This is a genomic window from Campylobacter hyointestinalis subsp. hyointestinalis, assembly GCF_013372145.1.
GTDB lineage: Bacteria > Campylobacterota > Campylobacteria > Campylobacterales > Campylobacteraceae > Campylobacter > Campylobacter hyointestinalis.
On sequence record NZ_CP053827.1, the window covers coordinates 1,086,845 to 1,110,186 of the forward strand.

The 23,342-nt window shown below is 34.1% G+C and carries 23 protein-coding genes; 6 read left to right on the forward strand and 17 right to left on the reverse strand.

Features of this window, described 5'->3' with window-relative positions:
* Positions 1-94 precede the first annotated feature (94 nt).
* Positions 95-433: a hypothetical protein gene (locus CHHT_RS05725; RefSeq protein ID WP_034961509.1), complete on the forward strand. Its 339-nt coding sequence runs from the start codon at positions 95-97 to the stop codon at positions 431-433.
* On the opposite strand, the gene CHHT_RS05730 is transcribed toward CHHT_RS05725, so the two are convergent.
* From CHHT_RS05730 to CHHT_RS05760, 7 genes are all read right to left on the reverse strand, one after another.
* The gene (locus tag CHHT_RS05730) at positions 423-896 is read right to left on the reverse strand and encodes a DUF4149 domain-containing protein (protein WP_034960862.1); all 474 of its coding nucleotides are present in this window, start codon (positions 894-896) and stop codon (positions 423-425) included. The two genes, CHHT_RS05725 and CHHT_RS05730, sit on opposite strands and share 11 nt — an antisense overlap.
* An 8-nt stretch (positions 897-904) precedes the next feature.
* Positions 905-1,705: a peptide chain release factor N(5)-glutamine methyltransferase gene (gene prmC, locus CHHT_RS05735; RefSeq protein ID WP_034960859.1), complete on the reverse strand. Its 801-nt coding sequence runs from the start codon at positions 1,703-1,705 to the stop codon at positions 905-907.
* The gene (locus CHHT_RS05740) at positions 1,692-2,891 is read right to left on the reverse strand and encodes a M48 family metallopeptidase (RefSeq protein ID WP_034960857.1); all 1,200 of its coding nucleotides are present in this window, start codon (positions 2,889-2,891) and stop codon (positions 1,692-1,694) included. Before CHHT_RS05740 ends, prmC begins: the two co-directional genes overlap by 14 nt.
* 54 nt (positions 2,892-2,945) lie before the next feature.
* Positions 2,946-4,322, reverse strand: a complete 1,377-nt coding sequence (locus CHHT_RS05745; RefSeq protein ID WP_034960854.1) for a sodium-dependent transporter — start codon at positions 4,320-4,322, stop codon at positions 2,946-2,948.
* 19 nt (positions 4,323-4,341) lie between these two features.
* Positions 4,342-6,270, reverse strand: a complete 1,929-nt coding sequence (gene abc-f, locus CHHT_RS05750; RefSeq protein WP_034960852.1) for a ribosomal protection-like ABC-F family protein — start codon at positions 6,268-6,270, stop codon at positions 4,342-4,344.
* A gap of 3 nt (positions 6,271-6,273) precedes the next feature.
* Positions 6,274-7,575: an MFS transporter gene (locus tag CHHT_RS05755; RefSeq protein ID WP_034960849.1), complete on the reverse strand. Its 1,302-nt coding sequence runs from the start codon at positions 7,573-7,575 to the stop codon at positions 6,274-6,276.
* Between the two features lie 110 nt (positions 7,576-7,685).
* A complete protein-coding gene (locus CHHT_RS05760; RefSeq protein ID WP_034960845.1) occupies positions 7,686-9,182 on the reverse strand; it encodes a SulP family inorganic anion transporter in 1,497 nt (498 codons plus the stop codon).
* A 150-nt stretch (positions 9,183-9,332) separates the two neighbouring features.
* Here CHHT_RS05760 and CHHT_RS05765 point away from each other — a divergent pair, with 150 nt between their 5' ends.
* The 5 genes from CHHT_RS05765 (at position 9,333) to gltS (ending at position 14,153) form a co-directional block, all read left to right on the forward strand.
* Entirely contained in the window at positions 9,333-9,992 is a 660-nt protein-coding gene (locus CHHT_RS05765; RefSeq protein WP_034960842.1) for a response regulator transcription factor, read from the forward strand.
* A complete protein-coding gene (locus CHHT_RS05770; RefSeq protein WP_082864084.1) occupies positions 9,986-10,927 on the forward strand; it encodes a sensor histidine kinase in 942 nt (313 codons plus the stop codon). The genes CHHT_RS05765 and CHHT_RS05770 overlap by 7 nt, the downstream gene beginning before the upstream one ends.
* Positions 10,924-12,246 (forward strand): MATE family efflux transporter, encoded by a 1,323-nt coding sequence (locus CHHT_RS05775; RefSeq protein ID WP_115608580.1) that lies wholly within the window; start codon positions 10,924-10,926, stop codon positions 12,244-12,246. The genes CHHT_RS05770 and CHHT_RS05775 overlap by 4 nt, the downstream gene beginning before the upstream one ends.
* Entirely contained in the window at positions 12,222-12,842 is a 621-nt protein-coding gene (locus CHHT_RS05780; protein WP_034960839.1) for a M48 family metallopeptidase, read from the forward strand. The genes CHHT_RS05775 and CHHT_RS05780 overlap by 25 nt, the downstream gene beginning before the upstream one ends.
* A gap of 90 nt (positions 12,843-12,932) precedes the next feature.
* Entirely contained in the window at positions 12,933-14,153 is a 1,221-nt protein-coding gene (gene gltS / locus CHHT_RS05785) for a sodium/glutamate symporter (protein WP_074898769.1), read from the forward strand.
* A gap of 180 nt (positions 14,154-14,333) precedes the next feature.
* On the opposite strand, the gene CHHT_RS05790 is transcribed toward gltS, so the two are convergent.
* The 10 genes from CHHT_RS05790 to CHHT_RS05835 all read right to left on the reverse strand — a co-directional run bounded on the left by CHHT_RS05790 (position 14,334) and on the right by CHHT_RS05835 (position 23,341).
* Positions 14,334-14,525, reverse strand: coding sequence for a hypothetical protein (locus CHHT_RS05790; RefSeq protein ID WP_232051110.1), 192 nt, complete (start codon positions 14,523-14,525; stop codon positions 14,334-14,336).
* A gap of 535 nt (positions 14,526-15,060) precedes the next feature.
* Entirely contained in the window at positions 15,061-15,930 is an 870-nt protein-coding gene (locus tag CHHT_RS05795; protein WP_059425683.1) for a carbon-nitrogen hydrolase, read from the reverse strand.
* Positions 15,927-16,796 (reverse strand): cation diffusion facilitator family transporter, encoded by an 870-nt coding sequence (locus CHHT_RS05800; RefSeq protein WP_034960835.1) that lies wholly within the window; start codon positions 16,794-16,796, stop codon positions 15,927-15,929. Before CHHT_RS05800 ends, CHHT_RS05795 begins: the two co-directional genes overlap by 4 nt.
* On the reverse strand, positions 16,793-17,767 hold the full coding sequence (locus tag CHHT_RS05805) for an agmatine deiminase family protein (RefSeq protein WP_034960832.1): 975 nt from the start codon (positions 17,765-17,767) through the stop codon (positions 16,793-16,795). The genes CHHT_RS05800 and CHHT_RS05805 overlap by 4 nt, the downstream gene beginning before the upstream one ends.
* 71 nt (positions 17,768-17,838) lie before the next feature.
* Positions 17,839-18,336, reverse strand: coding sequence for a TlpA family protein disulfide reductase (locus CHHT_RS05810; RefSeq protein WP_064019796.1), 498 nt, complete (start codon positions 18,334-18,336; stop codon positions 17,839-17,841).
* On the reverse strand, positions 18,333-18,995 hold the full coding sequence (locus CHHT_RS05815; RefSeq protein ID WP_034960829.1) for an ABC transporter ATP-binding protein: 663 nt from the start codon (positions 18,993-18,995) through the stop codon (positions 18,333-18,335). The genes CHHT_RS05810 and CHHT_RS05815 overlap by 4 nt, the downstream gene beginning before the upstream one ends.
* Before the next feature lie 3 nt (positions 18,996-18,998).
* Positions 18,999-20,126 carry an ABC transporter permease gene (locus tag CHHT_RS05820; RefSeq protein ID WP_034960827.1) on the reverse strand — a complete coding sequence of 376 codons (1,128 nt, stop codon included), beginning with the start codon at positions 20,124-20,126 and terminating at the stop codon, positions 18,999-19,001.
* Entirely contained in the window at positions 20,113-21,357 is a 1,245-nt protein-coding gene (locus CHHT_RS05825; RefSeq protein WP_034960825.1) for an ABC transporter permease, read from the reverse strand. The genes CHHT_RS05820 and CHHT_RS05825 overlap by 14 nt, the downstream gene beginning before the upstream one ends.
* Complete coding sequence (locus CHHT_RS05830) at positions 21,358-22,728, reverse strand: Fe-S-containing protein (protein ID WP_034960822.1); 1,371 nt, start codon at positions 22,726-22,728, stop codon at positions 21,358-21,360.
* Positions 22,729-22,819: 91 nt separating this feature from the next.
* Positions 22,820-23,341 (reverse strand): iron transporter, encoded by a 522-nt coding sequence (locus tag CHHT_RS05835; protein WP_034960820.1) that lies wholly within the window; start codon positions 23,339-23,341, stop codon positions 22,820-22,822.
* Between the last annotated feature and the right edge of the window lies 1 nt (position 23,342).

Sequence of the window (23,342 nt, forward strand, 5' to 3'; positions counted from 1 at the left end):
ATCTAAATTTGACTTAAGATTATGTTTTTTTAATTTTAAAAGCAATACAACTATGCCGATATCATATAAAAATATTAAGGAGCAGATCATGGGTATGGAAATAAACATTTCATCTATAAATACTTCATACACAGCGCAAAGCAGCACAAAAGCAGCTACGCAAAGCAGTAAAACAAACAATACTCAAACAAGCCAAGCTACTAGAATAAGCCAAAGCAGCACCACAAGTACGGCAAAAGAGCTACAAAAACAACTTGATAAACTCAAAGAAAAACTAGCAAAAATAGAAGCTCAAATATCAAAATACCAAAATGACAACAATCCATACGCAAAAGAGATGGCTGCAAGTCTAAACTCACAGCGTTCTTCTATCATGGTTCAGATTCAAGCTATAATTGCTCAAATGCTAGAGGCTTCAGGAGCTAGCGCCTAGCACGCACGAAAAATAATATAGTTTGAGCTATAATCATAATTTTCATAACTATTTCACTAGTTTTATGTACGCTCGCAAAGTCGTTTGTAGTAGTTGCCAACTCACCTAAACTTTGAGCATTGACAATATATGGCGTGAAATAAAAAGCAAATGAGCTAGCAAGCCCTAAAACTATAAAGCTAAGCATAAATGCACTAAATTTAAAGTTGAAACTATCTTCTTTATTTTTTATCAAATTTATAAGTTCATAGATTATTGATACTAAAGAAACAACGATCAAGAGCATGTTATATTTCAAAAATACCTGAGTCATAAGCAAACCGCTTTGAAATATACTCAAAACGCCCTCGCCTATGTATTTTGCAGGAAAAAATACCACAGGAGCCAAAAAAGCGCCTATAGATATCTCAACGCCGATTATCAAAGCCAACAAAAACAGATAACTATTTTTTAAATTTCTCATTATATTTCCTAACTTTTATTTAAATTTTTTGCTACAAAACCACGATCAAATCCGGCAAGATCTTTATAAAACACATAGCTAAACCCAGCTTTTTCTAGCTCTAAAGATAAACTTTGTTTTTGATCATAGCCTATCTCACAAAGTAAAAATTTAGCTCTATTCTTTGCAAGATTTATGATGTCTTTTAGTATTTCATCACCGTTTTTTCCGCCAAACAAAGCCTCTCTTGGCTCACTCAAAACCCACTTATCTAGTTTATAGTCTCGCTTTATATATGGAGGATTTGATACTAAAATATCAAAATCACCATTTATCCCATCAAGTAAAGAAGTGTGATGAAGCTCAATATCCACGTCAAATTTAGATATATTTTTCTTAGCCCAAAAAAGCGCTAAATCACTGATGTCACTAGCTACAAATTTAGCTTTTTTTAGTCTTAGAGCCAAACTTATACTTATGATACCGCTTCCAACGCCTATCTCGCAGATCTTAGGATTATCAAATTTTTTAGCGATCTCAAGCGATTTTTGTACTAAAATTTCAGTCTCAAATCTGGGTATTAAAACACCATCTCCTACGTAAAACTCACTATCTAAAAACTCACAAACACCAGTTATATACTCAAAAGGCTCACCGTTTTCATATCTGTAAACAATATCAAAAAAACCTTGCTCGTCTTCTAGCTGAGCCTCTGAGTTTAAAAATATCCATTCTTTGCTAGTTTTTAGATGATAACAAAGCAATTTATTTGCAAGATTTGCGCTATCAAGTCTATTTTTTGCATGTTTTAGCGCGTCAGTTATTTTCAAGCTTAGTTATCCTTTCATAAAGACTAGGATGTGAGTGATAAACAAAGCTATAAAACGGATGAGATAACGGAAAAGCTTTATTTTCATTGCCGAGTTTTTTAAGTGCTGAGATCATATCTTCTTTGGTTGAGTTGTTTGAGCCAAACTCATCAGCGCCAAACTCATGGGATCTTGAATATGCCGAAATTATCGGCTCGAAAAATGCAGAAACTACCGGAGAGTAAAGCAACAAAAATATAAAAAAGCTTCCGCCATCACCATTTAGTCCAAGCGCGTTGTAAATAGAACTTGGTATATTGCCAAAAATAGCAAAAATAATAAATAATAAAACAAACATCAAAGCTATATTTTTTAGTAAATCTTTATGCTTAAAATGTCCAAGCTCATGCCCAAGAACAGCTATAATCTCATTTTTACTAAGCTTTTGCACAAGAGTGTCAAAAAGTACAACTCTTTTTGTAGCCCCAAGTCCGCCAAAATAAGCATTTAGTCTTTTATCTCTTTTACTAGCATCTATCACAAAAACACCGCTACTTTTGAAACCACATTTATTAAGAAGCGAGTTTATAGCACTGTTTAATTCATCATTGTTTAAAGGCGACATTTTGTTAAAAAGTGGAGCTATAATGGTAGGATATATCAAATTTATCATTAAAATTATAGTAAAACTAAGCCCAAAAGCCCATATCCACCAAGCCTTTCCAAGCCACTCAAAACAAAGAAGTATCGCCCATACTACAAGTCCACCAAACACAAAAGTTAAAGCAAACGTTTTTAATGTATCAAGCAAAAAAATCTTTGGAGTGATATTTGAAAAACCAAGTTTTTTATCTTTTACAAAAGTCTCATATATACCAAAAGGAAGCCCAAGAACTGAAGAGATGAGCAAAAAAGCTACTACTAAAAGTGTATTTTGCAAAATCGTATCATCTTTTACTATTAAATTTTGCAAAAAAGATGCACCAAAAACCGACCATAAAATAAGCAAGACACAAGAATATAAATTTGATATTATGCTAAATTTCTCATTTATTATAGCTACATTTGCGGCTTTTTCATAATCAACTTGTTCTAGTACTACTGCCGGTTTTTTGGCGGCTTGTTTTACGAAATTTATTTGTAAAAAACTTAGATAAATTTTATATATGGTATAAATTATATAAATACCGATTAAAAAAAATAGCATTAAATCCCTTTAAATTTTTATAATTTTAATAGATATTATCATAAATGGGTAAATTTATTTTATAAAATTATCGTAAAAACTACTTATAAAAACGACTAAGATCAAAAATGGTATTATATATCTTATGTAAAAAAACCAAATATTTACTATTTTAACTGACTTTTGGCTACCATAAAGTATCTCTTTTTTGGCTTCGTCCTTGAGTACCCAACCAACGAAAATTGCGCAGAGCAAAGATGTGAGTACAAAAAATATCGTAGCGCTTATAGCGTCATAAGCATCAAAAATATTTTTACCAAAAATGCTTACGTTGCTAAGTACATTTGTAGACATAAGAGAAGGTAAATTTCCAAGTAAAAATATACCACCGAGTACTAAAACTATCGCATTTATACGTTTTATATTAAATTTTTCCTCTAAAACAGTTATCAAAACCTCATAAATAGGAAGTGAAGTCGTAAGAGCAGCTATCATAAGTAAGCTAAAAAATGCTATAGCAAAAAATGAGCCAAAATACATATGAGAAAACACAATAGGAAGGCTTTTAAAAACTAGGCTTGGTCCGCTATCTGGCGCAACGCCAAAAGTAAATAAAGATGGAAATATCATAAAGCCAGCAACAACGGCTATAAGTGTATTTAAAAGCCCTGTTATGATAGAAGTTTTTACTAAATTTTCATCTTTTCTAACAAAGCTCGAAAGTGTTATCATAACTCCAAAACCAAGAGATAAGGCAAAAAACACTTGTCCTAAAACATCTATAAAAAGTTTGGCATTTATCTTGCTAAAATCAGGAGTAAGATAGAATTTGATACCTTCTAAAGCACCATCAAGAGTTAAGTTTCTAAGTACCATACCTATCATTAGCAAAAACAAAATCGGCATTAAGAATTTAGCCGCTCTTTCTATACCAGCAACTGCACCACGTACCAAAATCACGAAATTTATAATAACAAAAACTATAGTAGCTATGCTTATAGCAAAAGGTGCATTTATGATATTTTTATCATAGAAAGTAGCAGTGGTTTGTGCAGTAACCACACTAGATAAATTCAAATTTCCAAATAAGATATTATAGATATAGTTAAGCACCCAGCCACCTATGACCATATAATACGCCATAATCCCAAAAGCTCCACAAAGTCCCATCCAACCTACTATTTTCCAAGCTTTATTTATCTTTTTACCGTTTGCAGTGCTTCCAAAAGCATCTACTGAGTTTATATGAAGACGTCTTCCTATAGCATTTTCAACTAGTATCATAGGTATACCGATCACTATCATAGCTATACAAAATGTCAAAACATAAGCACCGCCGCCGTTTTGTCCGACAAGATACGGAAATCTCCAAGTTGCTCCAAAGCCTACCGTTGCACCAGCTACGGCCAAAATATATGTGAGTTGAGAACTCCAAGTTTGTCTATCGCTCAAAATGCCATCCTTAATTTTATTATTTTTGTGAAAGCTCTAGAACTTCGAAATATTCGTTTTCTAGCGAATTTAACTCGCCTTTTTTCTCTTCAAGTTCTTCAAATAAAACTTGAAGTCCTACTTTTTGGTAAATTTCAGGCACAGAGAGTGCGTGATTTAATTCTTTTATGCGATTTTCGATCTCTTCAATGAGAGCTGGATGATTTTGTAAAATTTGGTTTTGTTTATATGAAAGCTTTATAGGCGCCGTTTTTTGTTTTTCTTTGACTTGATCATTTGCTTCAAATTCTTTTTCCATATCATTTAACTGCTTAAGCTCTTCTTCGATATCTAAATATTCGCTATATTCCATATAAATTTGTTCTATTTTGCCGTGTTCATAAGCCCAAAGTTTGTTTGTTATCTTATCTATAAAATATCTATCGTGGCTGACTATAAGTATAGCCCCCTCAAAGCTTAATAAATACTCTTCTAAAATATTTATAGTAGCGATATCAAGATCATTTGTAGGCTCATCAAGTATCAAACAATCATATTCTTTTGTAAAAAGTAGTGCTAGGGCTAGGCGATTTTTCTCTCCTCCACTCAAAACAGAAACCGGTTTGTCTAAAAACTCTTTTGGAAATAAAAAGTTCTTTAGATACCCATACACATGATAATTACGCCCACGTACGATGATGTGATCACCGCCATTTGGACAAAATAGCTCTATGAGCGATTTATCATCATCTATACCGCGTCTTGTCTGATCAAAATATCCTATCTTTATATCTCCACGGTTTATAGTACCACTACTAGCTTCAAGTTCGCCTAAAATTATCTTTAGCAAAGTAGATTTTCCACTTCCATTTGGGCCGACTATACCTATACGCTCGCCTTGCAAAACACGTGCATTAAAATCTTTAAAAAGTTCTTTTCCTGCGAGAGTTTTTGAAAGATTTTTACATTCAAAAAGCATTTTTTTACGATTTTGGTTAAGTCCGCCTTGATTAAAGCTCTTTGAAGCACGCTCAAGCTCAAGTTTAACTTTGCGAATAAGGCTAGGATTTTTCTTAGCTTCCTCTCGCATAGCAAAAACTCTTTGTTTTCTACCTTCATTTCTTTTAAGTCTAGCTTTTACTCCACGCCTTAGCCATTCTTCTTCGCTTTTTAGCTGTTTTATAAGCGTTTCGTGGCTTTTAGATAAGGACTTTAAAATCTCTTCTTTTTTAGTCAGATAATTTGCATATCCTCCATCAAAACTCATCAAATTCCCATCTTCTATCTCGACAGAGCGAGTAGCAAGTCTATCTATAAAATATCTATCGTGGCTTATAAAAACTATAGTTTGATTTGAACTAAGAAGCAGTTCTTCTAAAAATCTGACCATATAAACATCAAGGTGGTTCGTAGGCTCATCAAGTAGCAAAATATCTGGTTTTTTGAGTATCAAAGCACCCAAAGCTACACGGCGAATTTCACCTCCACTAAGAGAGCTAACCGGACGATCTTCATACTCTCTAAGAACAAAACTATCTAGCACACGTTCTATTTTATTTTCGATATTCCAACCGTCTTTGCTTTCTATAAATTTAATAAGATCATCTTGCTTGTGAAGCAATTCTTTATTTTGAGGATCATTTGAGATAAAATTTAAAGTTATTTCATACTCGCTTCTAGCGTCAAATATCTCTTTTAGCTCATTATTTAATGCTTCTCGCACGCTCAAATGTTCGTCAAATTTCGGTGATTGAGCTAACATTTGGATAGAAATTCCGTTTTGCGTTATGACCCTACCACTATCTATTTCGTAAGCACCACACAAGATCTTCATCATAGTGCTTTTTCCGCCACCGTTTTTTCCTATGATAGCGATTCTTTCTTTTTCATTTACACTAAAATCTACCTCTTTTAGTATCTCTTTGTCACCAAATTTTTTACTTACACCGATCAGATCTATGAGCGCCATATTTTAGCCTTTATTCACATCTTTTCTAAAATTCATGAACCATACGGCACAAACTATAGATAAAAACCCCAACCCAACTAGATAATACCCAAGATACATAGGATCAAATTTATGCACCATAGCTACTGCAAATGGTGGAGTAACACCGCCTGCGATAGCATAAGCTATATTATACGAAAAAGAAATTCCGCTAAATCTTATCTTGTTTGGATACAAAGCAACCATAAAAAACGGAGCGCCACAAGGTCCTATACTACCGAAGAATCCAGCTATCAAATAAGCTACAAGCACTGCTTCAAAGCTACCACCGGTATATAAAATCTTAAAATAAGCAAAAACAGCCACGATAAATACAGCAGAAAAACCTATAGTCGCTTTAGAAACCCCTATTTTGTCTGATATTTTTCCATAAACAAAGCATCCAACACACATAAAAACTATACAAGCCATTTGCATATAGATAGTAGTTATCCTACCTACTTCAATACCTGCTTCTTTAAATGCTGCTGGCATAAAATTTGGCATCAGAAGTATCATCACGACTATACAGCCAGTTAGCACCCAGCTAACTAGCATCGACATTATATTGTCTACTTTATTGTATTTTACGACTGTTTTGATAGGCATTTTATCTATATCATTAATAGCTTGCATCTTTTTAAAGATAGGAGTTTCGCTTAAATAAGTCCTTAGATATATAGATATGATACCAAAGATACCACCTATTATAAAAGGTAAGCGCCACATACCGTTTTGTATCTGCTCGTCGCTCCAGATATTTTTAACTATCATAGTAACTACGCTACCTAAAAGTATGCCTGCTACAACAGCTGAAGTCAAAACGCCGACACTAAAATATAATTTAGGCTTTGTAGCGTGCTCACTCACAAAGACCCAAGCTCCAGGAAGCTCACCACCTATAGCAATACCTTGTAAAAGACGTATAAGCACTAAAAATATAGGGGCGGCGTATCCTATAGTCTCATAAGTCGGCATAAGACCAAGAGCAAACGTCGGTATGACCATAAGAAGTATTGAGAGCATAAACATATTTTTGCGACCGTTTTTATCACCAAAATGCGCCATAATAATACCACCAAGAGGTCTAGCAAAATATCCTGCGGCAAATGTTCCATAAGTATTTAAAAGTGCCCAAAAAGAGTCAAGAGTAGAGGGAAAAAATAGATGAGATATATAAGAAGCAAAAAATACAAAAATAATAAAATCGTAGAATTCAAGCATTCCGCCTAAAGACGATAGGCTTAAAATCTTAAGTTCATCCTTATTAAAGCCCCGTTTGCTCATTTGAAGCACCTTTTAATTAAAATTTAAAGGTTAGATTATACAAAAAGTTTTATAAGTGTTTGATTAAAACAGACACTTATAAAACTTTTTGATAAATTTTATTGATAAATTTAGCTTTTTGCGGTTTTTATAGCATCATTTAAGCAGTCAAATATCCTATCTTTACCTACTAAATTTATAAGCGAATATAAATTTTGATCTTTATTTGTCACTATATAGATATCATAACCATTTTTTAGCTGCATATCTATCTCGTCTTCAAGAGCGTATATACCGCTAAGATCAACAAATGGCATCTCCTTTATATTTATGATAGTTTTTTTTGAAGCCAAATGATTTAACGCGTTTGCTATTTTTGAGCTAGACCCAAAGAAAAATGCACCATAAATCGATACTATAGTCAGATCTTCGTCTTTTTGATAATCCACCTTTACTGCTTTATTTACTTGATATACAAGCACCAGCGAAGCCACTAAAACTCCAACTCCCACAGCAAATATAAGATCTACAAAAACAGTTAGTAAAAACACTAAGATCATAACGCTCAGATCACATTTTGGAGCAGTTTTCAACTCTTTTAAAAGTCGATAATCAAATATATCAAATCCAACTTTTATAAGTATCGCTGATAAAACAGGTATGGGCACATAAGATACTAAATCCGAAAAAGATAGCAAAACAAGAGCTAAAAACACTGAGCTAGTTACGCCTGAGAGTCTTGAGTTTCCGCCTAGTTTGATGTTTGTAACTGTTCTCATCGTAGCTCCTGCGCCGACTAAACCACCAAAGAATCCAGCCATCATATTTCCTATACCTTGACCGATGAGCTCACGGTTTGAGCTATGCTTCGTCTTTGTAAGAGAGTCTGCGACAAGCGAAGTAAGAAGCGAATCTATACTTCCAAGAGCAGCTAAAACTAAAGCGTAAGTAAGTATGATAGTTATGTGAGCATAGCTGATCTGTGGTATGATGAATGTCGGAAGAGATGAAGGAATGAGCCCTATGGTTTTTACATCTAAATTTAAAAAATAAGACAATAAGCTAAAAAGTATGAGTGCTAAAAGCGGTGATGGGACGATCGCACTTATTTTCTTAGGAGTAAGATAGATGACTATTAATGCCAAAGCACCCAACATCAAGCTTTGTGAGTTTATATCTATACTAGGCAAAGCCATCAACGCTTCTATAGTTCCGTTTGGATTTGAACCGCCTAGTAAAGGCGAAATTTGAAGCAAGATGATGATGACGCCGACTCCGTTCATAAATCCAGATATCACCGGATATGGTATAAATCTAACAAATCTACCTATCTTAAAAACTCCAAGCAAAATTTGAAAAAATCCAGCCAAAACAAAAACCATTATAAGCAAGCTCATATCGCCCCCAAGAGCTACAACAACGCTAGCAGTAACTACTGTCATAGGCCCCGTAGGTCCTGAAATTTGCGTCTTTGTTCCTCCAAATATAGCCGCAAAAAAACTTAACAAAATAGCTCCATAAAGTCCTGCAGCAGCCCCAAGTCCGCTTGCTATACCAAAGGCCAGGCAAAGCGGTAAAGCTATGACTCCAGCAGTTAGCCCACCGGCGATATCTCCTCTTATATTCAAAATAGCACCTTTAAATTTAAATTTGAAGATTTTATTTTATTCCTTTGATAATAAATTCTTTATTAAATTTAAATGGCTTAAACGTACTTTAATAATAAAATTTAATAAATAAAACCAAATATTTATATACATTTTGATAAAATACAAACTATGAATGCAAATATAATCATCATAGACGACGAAGAAGATCTATGCGAACTTTTAGAGTACAATCTTACTAGATCTGGCTTTAATGTCACGACGTTTTTAGACACGAAACGAGTTGAGCAATTTTTAGAAGAAGAGGATGTGGATCTGCTCATAGTAGATAGAAACCTAGGCGGAGTCGAAGGAGCTAAATTTGTAGAAAACCTAAGACATAAAGGCTACAACGAACCAGTCATCTTTTTAACAGCAAAAAACTCGAGCAAAGACAAGCTAGAAGGCTTTGAAAGTGGAGGAGACGACTACATAACAAAACCTTTTGAAATAAGCGAGCTGATAGCTAGGATAAATGCTTTATTGAAACGTACAAAACGTCAAAGCGAAGTATATAAATTTAAAAATATAACACTAAATTTAGATACGAATGAAGTCATGGTAAATGATAAGATAAAAGAGCTTACGAGACTTGAGTTTTGCTTGCTTTTAGAGTTTATCAAAAACAAAAATACACTGTTAAATAGAGACACGCTCATAAATGAAGTTTGGCATAATGATGAAGCAAACGAAAAAACAGTAAATATCGCCGTCAAACGCTTAAGACAAAAGCTAGGAGCGGCAGGGGATTTTATCAAATCAGTACGCGGCGAAGGCTATAAACTTTGCTAAGGTTATCACTACTTTATATAGTTTTTATAGCTATATTTTTCTTTTGTTTTTGGCTAGTTTTAGGCAATGAATTTATAGAAAAAATATACCTTATCGTTATCGTTAGTCTATTTTTATCTATGAGTTTTTTATATATATCTTATGAACTTTCCATATATAGGATTAAAAAGATCAAAGAATTACTCATAAAAAAAGATAAAAAGCTCAAAAAACAATCCGCCAAACTAAGACTTAGAAATTTACAACTAGAAAATTTGCTAAGTGGTATGAGCCATGAGTTTAAAAATCCACTTGCAGTCATACAAATGTCGGCTCAAACGATACTTGAAGATAAAAATATGAGCGAAGAGTTTAAGCTCAAATTTATAAACAAAATCATCTCAAACTCAAATAAACTAAACAATATCATAAATCGTCTCAGGATAGGCTTTGGCGGAGATATCACACCAAATTTGACTACATTTGACGCAAAAGTTTTATGCAAAGAAGTTGTCGCTAACCTAGATCAAAAATACAAAAACAAGATCATAAGTATAAGCGGAGAAAAAATACTAAAAGCCGACTACGATATGATATATCAAGTAGTTCTAAATTTATGTGAAAATGCTCTAAAATACTCAAACCAAAACGTACAAATTCTCCTAAATGAAAACGGAGTTTTTATCACGGATAATGGGGAAGGTATAGACGAAAACGAGCTAAGACTCATACAAAAAAAGTTTTATAAATCAAAAGAATACGACTGGAATAACTCTTTAGGACTTGGGCTTTATATAGTTAAGTTTATCCTTAAACTGCACGGTTTTGAGTTTGTCATCAGATCTACTAAAGGTGTAGGCTCTACATTTGGCTTTAAGGACAAACCTGCTCCCGGGTTTAGGCTAAAATATCAAGAAAACACAAACGAAGTAGAATTTAAAAAAGGTCAAATTTGAAAAAGCTAAATCTCACCACGCTCGCGACTCCTATATTTTTTGATATGTTGCTTCGCACGCTTACTCTTATCATAAATACGATTATGGTGGCAAAAGTAGATGTTAATTTAGTCGGCGCTATGGGAGCCGGAAATCAAATTTTTAACCTTTTCGTAACTGTTTTTAGCTTTCTTAGCATAGGTTGCAGCGCCCTTGTAGCTCAAAGCTTAGGAGCAAAAAATACGAATTTAGCTGCTAGAGCCATCCATATAAGCCTTAGTTTTAACGCTATTTTAGGTCTATTTTGCGCCGGTTTGATATTTGCAAATACGCATAAAGCTTTAGAGCTATTAAACATTCCAAACGCCGTCATAGAAGATAGTTACAAATACTTACATATGCTTTGTATAGCGCTATTTTTAGAATCCATAAGTATAGTTATGGCTTCTATAATCAGGGTAAAAAACTTTGCTTTTGCCATTATGCTCATATCGGCATTTATGAATTTACTTACTATATTTGGTAACGCTATTGCGTTATTTGGTTTTTTCGGATTGCCAAATTACGGGCTTAGCGGAGTAGCCATATCAGTAGTATTTGCTAGGATAATAGGTATGATAATGCTTGGTTTTGTACTAGTAAAAGTAGCAAAAGTACATATCTACTTCGGATTATTTTTCAAATTTTCTAAAGATATAATCCTAAAAATCCTAAAAGTCGGACTTCCTAGTGCAGGTGAAAACCTACTTTGGATAGGTCAATACATGGTAGCTTTTAGCTTTGTAGCAAGTATGGGCGAAGCAAGCCTTAGCGTACAAACCATATATTTTCAAATTTCTATGTTTATATTTTTAGCAAGTAGCGCTATAAGTATGGCAAATGAGATAATCATCGGACATTTAGTCGGTGCTTGCGAATTTGACAAAGCGTACGAAAAAGCGTTTTACACGCTAAAAATTGGCTGGATTATAACTTTAGTAGTGCTTTTTATCTTTTATCTGAGCAAAGAAGAGATAATGAACGCTCTAAATTTAAACGAAGAACTAAAAGCCATAATGAGACCACTTTTTACGCTTTCTTTGATACTTGAAAGCGGACGCACTTTCAATATAATAATGGTAAATTCGCTCAGGGCTAGTGGAGATGCTAGATTTCCTTTTATCGTAGGAGCCGTGTTTATGTGGGGCGTGAGCCTACCTTTAGGATATATTTTGGGTAAATACCTTGGATATGGAATAATAGGTGTTTGGATAGGATTTTGCGTAGATGAATGGGCGAGAGCTCTAGCAAATACATTACGTTGGAGAAGTAAAAAATGGCAGTCGTATCGTCTAGTTTAAAATTTGGTAAATTTAACGTAACTATAAACTATAAGCCTGTAAAATACCTACGTCTAAAAGTCACTCCAAACGGCGATATAAGTATATCTGCTCCATTCTTTACCTCAAAAATAAATATCTTAAATTTACTTAATAAAAACGAAAGCTGGCTAGAAAATACACTCGCAAAAATAAAATCCAAAGACGATAAGGTTAAATTTTTAGGAAACGCTTATGAACTTAAATTTGATGAAAATATCAAAGAAATTTTGGTTTTAGATACTCAAATTATAGCTTCCTCTAAAGCACAGTTCGATAAATTTCTACACTTAAAAGCCAAAGAAATATTTCAAAAATACATAGAGTTTTATCAACCAAAAATATCCAAACAAGTAACCCACGTAAGCATTAAAAAAATGACTTCTCGCTGGGGTAGTTGCAACTCCAAAAAAGGATATATAAACTTAAATTTAAATTTGATAGCAAAAGATGAACGCTTTATCGAGTACGTCGTACTTCACGAGATGACACATCTAATTTATCCTCATCACCAAAAGAGCTTTTATGATTTCATACAAGGCTTAATGCCAGATTATAAAATAAGAGAAAAAATGTAGTATTAATTTTTAGTACGCATATTTTATTAAGCCAAATTTTGGCATAATTATAACCCTTTTTAAAAATACACCAACAAAGGAGATCCAAATTTGGAAACGATAAACGTTGATTCATACTCTACTCTCGTAGTTATGGTGCTTGTTTTGTTGCTCGGAGCTTTTGTGATAAAAAGAGTAAAATTTTTGCGAGTTTATAATATCCCAGAGCCTGTCGTAGGCGGTATCATCGCGGCAATTTTATTTTTATGTCTTTATAGTTTTAGCGGTATAACGCTTAAATTTGATAGCTCGCTCAAAGATCCTCTTATGCTAGCATTTTTTTCTAGTATAGGGCTTTTAGCAGACTTTGCGTCCCTTAAAAAAGGTGGCAAAAAGTTAGTCATATTTTTATTTGTCATTAGCGGACTTTTAATCTTGCAAAACATAGTTGGTATCGGAGTTGCTCTTGGACTAGGAGAAAACCCTCTCATCGGACTTCTTAGCGGATCTGTTACTATGAGCGGAGGTCATGGTACAGGGGGAGCCTGGGCAAATGAGTTTATAAAAGCACCGTATAATTTTAGCGCTGCTTACGAAGTAGCTATGGCTAGTGCGACATTTGGTCTCATTGCAGGCGGTATCATCGGCGGACCTGTTGCAAAGTATCTTATACAAAAAAATAACTTACAAACCCCAAATATCCATGAAGAAAGCAGTGCTACTCCTATGCTAAACTTCGAATCTCCGCAAAAAACAAAGCTCATCACTCAAGAGTCGTTTATACGCTCTTTAGCTCTCATTGCGCTTTGTCTTTACATAGGAAATTTCGTCGCAGAACATATAAAATCACTAAATATAGGTTTTACGCTTCCTACATTTGTGTACTGTCTATTTACGGGCGTCATCCTTAGAAACTTGCTTCAAGCTCTAAAGATCCACGAAGTCTTTGATAGGGAAATTTCAGTTATTGGAAACGTTAGCTTATCGCTTTTCCTTGCTTTCGCGCTAATGACTATAAATCTCTGGCAGCTAGTATCTTTGGCGCTTCCTATACTAACTATACTTGTAGCGCAAGTAGCCTTGATGATAGCCTATGCGGTATTTATTACATTTAGAGTATGCGGACGCGATTACGACGCTGCTGTTTTGGCTGCTGGACACTGTGGATTTGGACTAGGAGCGACACCTACTGCAATGGTAAATATGCAAACAGTCACAAATAACTATGGTATGAGCCATATGGCATTCATCATAGTTCCACTTTGTGGAGCGTTTTTCATAGATCTAGTAAATGCTTTAGTGATAAACGGATTTCTTGGCTTTTTAGGCTGATACTTATAGTGGAGCAGTTGCTCCACGCAAATCTATATAAATTTATATACTTCTTAAATAGCAGTAAATATAGTGTTGTAAAATTAAAATAGAAATTTGATTTTGAACTTACACATAAGAAATTACTCTTAAATATTACCTTACAACACGCCTAGCTCGTCTTTATACTGCGCAATAATCTTATGAGCTATTTCGCGATGTTTTGTAGCCTTTGATCGTATCTATAATATCTTGTTCATTAAGATATATATTTTCATCTATCGCAAAACCATAAATAATCGAACTTATGCTATCAAATTGCTCTTTTGTGAGTTCATTTTTATATTTATTTAATATATCCAAACTTTTATATAAAGGGCGATCTGCAACCATAATAAATTCCTCATTCAATTAAAAAATTTGTTAATTTCGTTAATTTTGTGATTGTTAAATTATGTTTAATTCAAATAAATTATATTTTTAGCTAAGATACTTTAAGTTAAATACCATCAAGTAAAAACTTGCTTACTCCTTTCTTTTTTTGATTTTGATGCTATTTTTTGTTATATTTGCTATGGCGATTTTATTCATATTTATCCCTTACGTTAAAATAGAATTTGAAATTTAAACAAATAAATTTAAATATTTTTATAATATTTTAATATAAATAATATACTAAATAGATATTTTTGTAGGATATATCTCATTTTAATTGCTATACAAATAGTAATTTTTTATTGAGTTTCATCTATAAAAATGAAGAAATCGAGTTTGAATTTATATAAAGTGTAGGTACTTTAGAATGAGAAATATGGATTTTATCTTTGTAACGCTCATTCTAAAGTTTTATAATAAACAACGGCTAATACCAACTAGCTAGAGTTGAAACATCTTTAAAGCAAATTTAAAATGACTTGACATCTTTAGCTTAGTCGATAAACCTTTTTAAAAGCCCTTCATAAGCATCGATGCGTCTATCTCTAAGAAACGGCCACCATCTGCGCACTTGCTCGCATCTTTTAAGATCGATATCTACTATAGAAGTAATCTCATCACAATCATTAGATCGGAAAAACTCTTCACCTTGAGATCCAAAAACAAAACTATTTCCCCAAAATCTTATACCACTCTTAGCGTCTGGAGCATTTTCAAAACCTACTCTATTTACCGTTACGACAGGAAGTCCGTTTGCTACTGCATGTCCCCTTTGGACTGCCACCCAAGCCTCAAGTTGGCGTGATTTTTCGTCTTCTTCATCGCCATCAAACCAACCGATTGCAGTAGGATAGATAAGAATCTGAGCACCCTTTAGAGCCATAAGACGCGCAGCTTCTGGATACCACTGATCCCAGCATACCAAAACTCCAAGTCTTCCAACGCTAGTATCTATAGGCTCAAAGCCTAGATCGCCTGGAGTAAAATAAAACTTTTCATAAAAGTTTGGATCATCTGGAATATGCATTTTACGGTACTTTCCAGCTTCTTTTCCATCGCTATCAAAAACAACCGCAGTATTATGATAAAGCCCGGCTGAGCGTCTTTCAAATAGTGAAGTTACCAAAACTACTTTAAACTCACGCGCTACTTCTGCCCAGTAAGCAACATCGCTTTCAAAGTCGCACGCTTCATCAAAAACCGCGACATTTTCATCTTGACAAAAATAACTTCCTTGATGAAGCTCTTGCAAAACTACCAAATTTGCACCGTTTTGTGCTGCTTCTTCAATGCGTTTTGTAGTCTGTCTTATAGTCTCTTCTTTGCTACCATAAAATTTATGTGCGATAAGTGCTACTTTCATATCTCCTCCTTATCTCTGTCATCTTCAATGTCAAAATGCGTATCAAACACCCATTTTTGTGTACTAAATTTACTCTTTATATCACTTTCTATATCATCGGCAACTTTGTGAGCTTTGGATAATGATATATTTGGATCAAAAACCAAATGAACGCTAAAAAAGCTCTTCTCACCACTTTTTCTAGTTTTTAGATAGTGATAGCTCTTAACATCTTCTTTTGAGTTTAAAATATCTATTATAGCACGTACAACATCACTAGGCAACGCTCCGTCTAAAAGTATATAAACCCCCTCTTTTACAAGTCCAAACGCACTAAATGCGATATAAATACTAACTACTATACCAAAGATCGCATCCACAACGTCATATCCTGTGATCCATATCACAAATAAAGCTATGAAGATAGCTAAGTTCGTAAGCAAGTCAGTTTTATAGTGTAAAGCATCAGCTTTTATGATAAGATTTCCTGTTTTTTTATAAACCCTTCTAAGATATAAAACCAAAAGCCCTGTCAACACCATAGATATAGCCATAACTAGCATAGCGCTCGTAGTTTCTACACTTTTTGCACCATTTAGCAACTTTTGTACGCTAGAATAACATATAAAAACAGCTATACCGACGATAAAAGCACCCTCAAACAGAGCGACCAAAGCTTCTACTTTGCCATAGCCAAAGTTAAACTTATCATTTGGGTTTGCATTTGATTTTTTTAAAGCAAAATAATTTAGCACAGAAACAAGGCAGTCGAGCATAGAGTCGATCGCAGAGCTAAGAACAGCCAAAGAGCCACTTGTTATACCTACTACAAACTTAACTATTGCTAAGATGATAGCAACAGCGCCAGCAACGACAGGCGCACTCATCTTATCCCTTTAAATCTGTTTTGACTAGAGCAGTGAAGTGAGCCATTTTGACGCACAAAAACACTACTATCTACGCCGATCACGTCTAAATTTGGTAAAGCATTTTGCAACGCTCTTAATGCAAATTTATCTGCTTTTTCATCTCCATACGTCGGCACTATAAGAGCTCCATTTATAAAGATAAAATTGCAGTACGTCGCTGCTAGTCTGCGATCTTCATAAAATAACGGTTTTGGGATAGGAAGTGCTAAAAGGTTAAAACCAGTCTTTTCAAGCTCATTTTTCATCAAATTTAACTCATTGAAATGCTCGTCACTCTCATCATCACAGGCGGAGTAAGCTATTGTGTCTTTTGAGATAAATCTCGCTAAAGTATCGATATGGCTATCTGTGTCATCACCTTTTATAAATCCGTGATCTAGCCAGATTATTTTATTTAATCCAAAAAGATCAATTAGCTTTTTTTGCAATTCTTCTTTTTCAAGCTGGTTTCTATTGTCATTTAGCAGGCATTTGCTAGTAGTGAGCATTACTCCATCACCGTTAAACTCGATGCTTCCACCCTCTAAGATGAGCTGAACACTTCTTAGTTCGCCTTTTAGGGTCTCAAAAAGCTTTTTATTTACTGCGTTATCTAACATGCTATCAAATTTAGAGCCCCACGCATTAAATTTAAAATCATAGCTTATAGTTTTAGCACCATCTAAAACATCGATAGCACCGTAATCTCTTATCCAAGTATCATTCGTATCTATGCACAAGAACTCTACATTTTTAAATTTAGAAAATCTAACAAAGTCGTTAATTTGAGGAGCTATAAGAAGGACTTTTTGATACTTGCAGATCTGGCTTACTAACTCTTCATATGATCTTAAAATATCATCAAGATATGGCTTCCAGTCTGTATTAACATGTGGAATGCTAAGAAGTATTAACTCTTGATCATCCCATTCTGCGTAAGTTTTTATCATAAATGCTACCTTGAAACTATAAATTTAGAAGTTTGCAAGGATAGCATATAAGGATTTAATATTTTATAAAATTAATCCAAAAGAAGCTTTAGCTCATTTTCAAAAGCCGATTTTGGATAAAGCCCCAAAAACTGCTTTATCTTTTTTCCATTTTTATCAAATATATAAGTGACTGGAGTCCCCATAACTCCGCCTACCACGCTAGATAAATAACTAACTGATTTAGGAGCCGAAGTACTCATAAAAGAGATGCCTTTTTCTTTTAGCGTAAATATATCGCCATCATATCCGGTCGTATCACCCATCACTCCATATACTTTTATCTTTCCGTCATACTCTTTAATGAGCTCATTTATGATAGGTACTTGGCTCTCGCAAGCCCCGCACATAGTAGAAAAGAAAAATAACATATATGGCTTATCCCAGCCTACTATCTTTAGCTCTTTTTTAGCAGTATCATATGTAGTATCAAAGCCGTTTTTATCATTTAAAGTCATATGATGTCTTGAGCCATTACCACAACCTATCAAAATAAATGCAAATATAAGCGAAAATATCAAATTCTTCATCGTAAATTCTCTATTCTTTCAAGTTTTCCATGTCTTAGATAGACTACTTTATCCGCGTATCTGCCAAGCTCCTCATTATGAGTGATGAGAAGTAGAGTTTTACCCTCGCTTTTTAGTTTTTGAAAAGCTTGTAAAATTATTTTTTCATTTGCTTCGTCTAAATTTCCAGTTGGCTCATCAGCTATTATAATATCTGGGTTATTTATGAGAGCTCTTGCGATACAAACACGTTGTTGCTCACCACCGCTAAGCTCGCTTGGCTTGTGACTTATCCTATGAGCAAGCCCTACTTTATCAAGAGCGTCTTTAGCACTAGCTTTATCTACACAGCTATGATAAAACTGGCTTATCATCACGTTTTCTAACGCGTTTAAGTATGGTACTAAGTGAAATTGCTGAAATACTAATCCTATCTTTTTGCGTCTAAACTCTAGAATTTGTTCTTGACTCAAAGAGTTTATATCGCTATTGCAAAGTCTATACTCTCCGCTTGTTGGACTATCCATAAGGCTTAGGATATTTACCAAAGTACTTTTTCCGCTTCCGCTAGGTCCCATTATGCTTATCCATTCACCTTTTTGTACGCTAAAACTTATATTGTCGATCGCTTTTACATCACCAAAATGTTTAGATATTTTATTTAAGCTTAAAACTTCCATTATTTATTCCCTTAGTAAATTTGCTATATTTTGATTTAACGCTTTTTTTATCGGATAAAAGCTTGCTAAAAGCGCAAAAACAAGACTTATAACAATAGCCAAAACAAGACTGACAAGTCTAAAATCAACTCCACTTGAAAATATTATATGCCCTAAAAATATAGCAAGAACGTATCCTAAAAATCCACCTAAAATAGATCCGACTATACAAATAGTAAAAACTTCGCTAAGTATGAGCTTTAAAAGCGAAGCTTTACTTGAACCTAGTGAGCGTATAAGCGCAAATTCCTTTACTTTTGAAAAAAGTATAGATGACAAAGTTGTATTTATACCAACGGTCGTTATAAAAAGTATAGTCACGCCGATGAGAAACATCAAAAGTTTGATCTTATCTAGGATTTGCCCCTGTGCTTTTGAAATTTTACCGATGATTTCAAATTTAATATTTTCGTTAGTTGCATTTTCAATGCTCTTTTTGATATTATCAAAATCTCCGTTTATTATGGCATTTGCATAGTTTATGAGATTTTCTTTACCGAACATATCCTGAGCTAAGTCTAAAGATACCATAAGTAGGTTATCTTCTTTTTGTCCGTCATATACGACACCTTTTATGCGAACTTTATACACTTCATTACTTGATGGCGTAATCTCTAAGATATCTCCTGGTTTTGCGCCTATGATCTTAGCAAGATCAGCACCGATAAGGGCAAATTTATCTCCGTCATCACTAGCTATAAACTCACCACTTTTTAGATCTATATAAGGCATAATTTTTCTTAAATTCGCAAAGTCCAGCCCCATAATGACTGCGTTACTCACTCCTATATTCGCTACGCCAAAAAGATATTTGTTTGATGCTTTTAGGTTTTTCATATCTTTTAAAATGGCGTTTAATTCGTTTTCGTTTATATAATTATTTTCCAAATTTAAAGGACTTATGACAACATTTGCACCGTAATTATTTAACTCACTGCTTACTTTTTTATCAATATCTGTATATAAATTTATAAGAGCGGACGCGATCGCTGCACCAAATAAAATAGATATAAACATCACAAAGCTTCCGCGCCTACTGCTTAGTATACTTTTAAAGATGATCTTTATAAAAAATATTTTATTTTCTACCATATAACACCTCAGCCGGAAGTAAATTTATAACGCTCTTAAGCGGTAAGATAGAGCCAAAAACAGATATCAAAAAACCAAAAAATATACTAAGAGGTAAAACTATAATGCTGATACCTGCGAAACTTCCAAATATCTGATAAGACAAGACAAAGCTAAGAGCGTACCCAGCCAAGCTTCCTAATAATGAAGCGCATATACAAACTGCAAATATCTCGGCTACAAACTGCATATAAATGATAAAATTTGTAGCTCCTAAAGCTTTTAAAAGTCCTATTTCTTTTTTACGTCTATTTATCTCACTGACCATAAGACTCGTGATACATATACTTGAAACTATCAAAGATAGCACGCTTGCTATCGCCATTAAACTCTGAATTTTTTTAGTTATACCGCTTTGTGTTTCGCTCACGCTAAGCACTGCTTTTGCCGTGGCGTTTGGATACTCTTCGCTAATCTGATAAGCAATAGAGCTTACATAAGCAGAGCAATACCACTTATCATAAGCCACGCTATCTAAGCTATCAAGATCACGTCTTGCCTTTACAGAAAGGTCATTTTCAGGGATACTCATCGCAGAAACTTCCGCTTTGTCTATTAAATTTGGTTTATTTGCCAAGCTCTGAGCTAGTTTTAAACTAGTGATTACCTTCTTGCTTTCATTCTCGCTAGAGTGCAAGACTCCTACGACTTGAGCGTTTATATCTCCTAGTTTTAAAGTATCTCCTACTTTTAGTCCAAGCCCATCACCGGCTAAAACCTCGCTCATACTATCATCTTTTGGATATCTGCCATCAACCACCCAAAAAGGATACAAACTTTCTACTCCGCTTTTAAAATCAGGTTCATCACTTACGTTTATATTTTTATCAAAATACGTCCCTACGACATCAAAACCGTCTACTTTTAGATTTAAAAACGGAGCAAATGCAGTGATATTATTTCTCCAAAATATCTCTTTTATCTTATGAAGATCGCTCTCTTTAAGGTAATCCTCGTTTTTAAGCGGTAAAAACTCTTTGCCGCCTATCTCTATGCTGAGATTTTGAGATTTTGGAAGCACTACTATATTTGAGCCATAACTCCTTAGCTCACGAGCGACTTGATCGCCTATATTTAAAGTGATATTTAACATACAAGCTATAAGCGTTACGGATAAAAATATGGTCAAAAATGCTAGCATTTTACTACCTTGCGAGTGTAAAATAGACGAGCTAATGATCTTTATAAACATTTATTTATTCTCCTTAAGCAAACCATCTATAGTTACGTATTTTTCGGGATTTGCCTCAAATTCGGCTTGATTTTTCTCATCTTCAAAAAAATACGTCCTGCCATAATAAACATAAGTAAATTTAGAATCGTTCAAAATCTTATTTTTGCTCACTGGATCAGTGACTTCTTTTTTAACGATTTTAGAAAAAAACGTAGCGCCTTTTTCTATGGTTTTTAAATTTATACTAATCTCTTTTCCATCAAATTTATACTCAAACGGTATAGGATTGCAACCGCCTGGTTTTCCTACGCTTGGTAGAAATATACGGACATTGCAACTTATGCAGATGAGATTGTCGCCGCTTTTGATATAACCCATATCGCCGCATATCGCACACGCATCAAAAACAGCTACTGGAGCTAGTTTATCTTTAAAACGATTTACCAAGAAAAATCTCACTTCATGGCCGTCATCTGTTATGTAAGCAAATCTATGAAGCTTAGAATCCATAACCAAATTTGCATCAAATTTAAACTCGCCGCGGACTGGTTCTACTAAAGTCGGTTCGCTGATCTTAGGTGGTTTTGAAGACACTAAGAGATAAAACAAGCTAAAAAATGAGATCAAAAAACATGTTAAAAAGCAAAATATTACCACTCTAAAATACGCCGTTCTTTTAGCGATATTTATCCTATATAAAACGATATCTTTTTTGCCGATCTTTTTTGGTAACCAAAATAGATGAACCAAAGCCAAAAGCATAAACAAAATAGACAAAACGACTGGTAAAAAACTATTAAAATAAATAGTTTTTGCTACGACGCTAAGTAAATTCGAATATGCCCCCACTAAACCATCTTGCATCAAGCTAAGAGTTAAAAACGAGACTCTATCGGCTAAACACAAGATTACCAATATATATAAAAATATATATCTAAATAAATTTGGCGTATTTTTTAAAATAGCTCTTGATACGAAATAAACAGATATGAGCGACAATAAAGCTAAACTAACCATAAAAAGATTGCTCAAGCTAAGACTATCTAGCAGATCTCCTGCAAACACCATAAAGTTCATGCTTATAAATCCATACTCATAGCCGTATCCAAACGCTAAGAAAAAGCTAAATACATTTGAAAAATATGAGCTTTTAAATTTGATACAAACCGGAGTTAGTAAAAGCATAATTATACAAAGAGTGTCAAAAATGATCTTGCCACTATCGGTGTTTATAGATATTTTAAAAAGTCCAAATACAAAAAGTCCAAAGCAAAGCCCGAAAATGGATGGTAAAAGTATGTTTTTTATATGTTTTTCGTGATCTATAAACGCAAGGATAAAGCTTGGTCCAAACAGAGCCAAAACCACTTGATAAAAAAATATCGTCATAAAACTACCTTATTTAAATTTAAAAAATACCCTCAAGCAGATACTTTTTAAATTTAAATCCAGCCGAAGCCGGATCTAAAAATCGTAAAGATTATTCCTTTGGAGCGCCTGTATATTTAAATGTATATTTTGCATCAAAAGGAGCCCACCATTTTGCAACGCCTGTCGCTTTGTCTGCGTGACGTCCAAAACCTTGCGTACTTGGATTGTCTATATGAAATGTAAGCTCGTAGTTACCAACACCAGAAGTCATTTTTAAGTTTGCACCGTAGTGAGGACCGTCACTTGCTACCATAGGCATAAGAGTTCCGTTTATAACTTTACCATTATCTAAATTTTTAAGCGTATAAGCTATCTTAAGATACGGTATCCACTCACCCTCGCCAAAACCATTTGCATTGCCTTGCACGGCGTGGATATCTGCTTCAAGGTGGATATCTGCTAGGCTAGGAGCTAGGTCGATACCTTTTGGCTCCATATCAATAGGTTGAAGATAAACCGCTGCTATTTCCATACCATTTTTTTCTATAGGCTCACCAATTGGTTGTTCTGCTGCCATAGATAACACTGCTGCAAGGCTTAAAGCCAACATTCCTGAAAATATTTTTTTCATA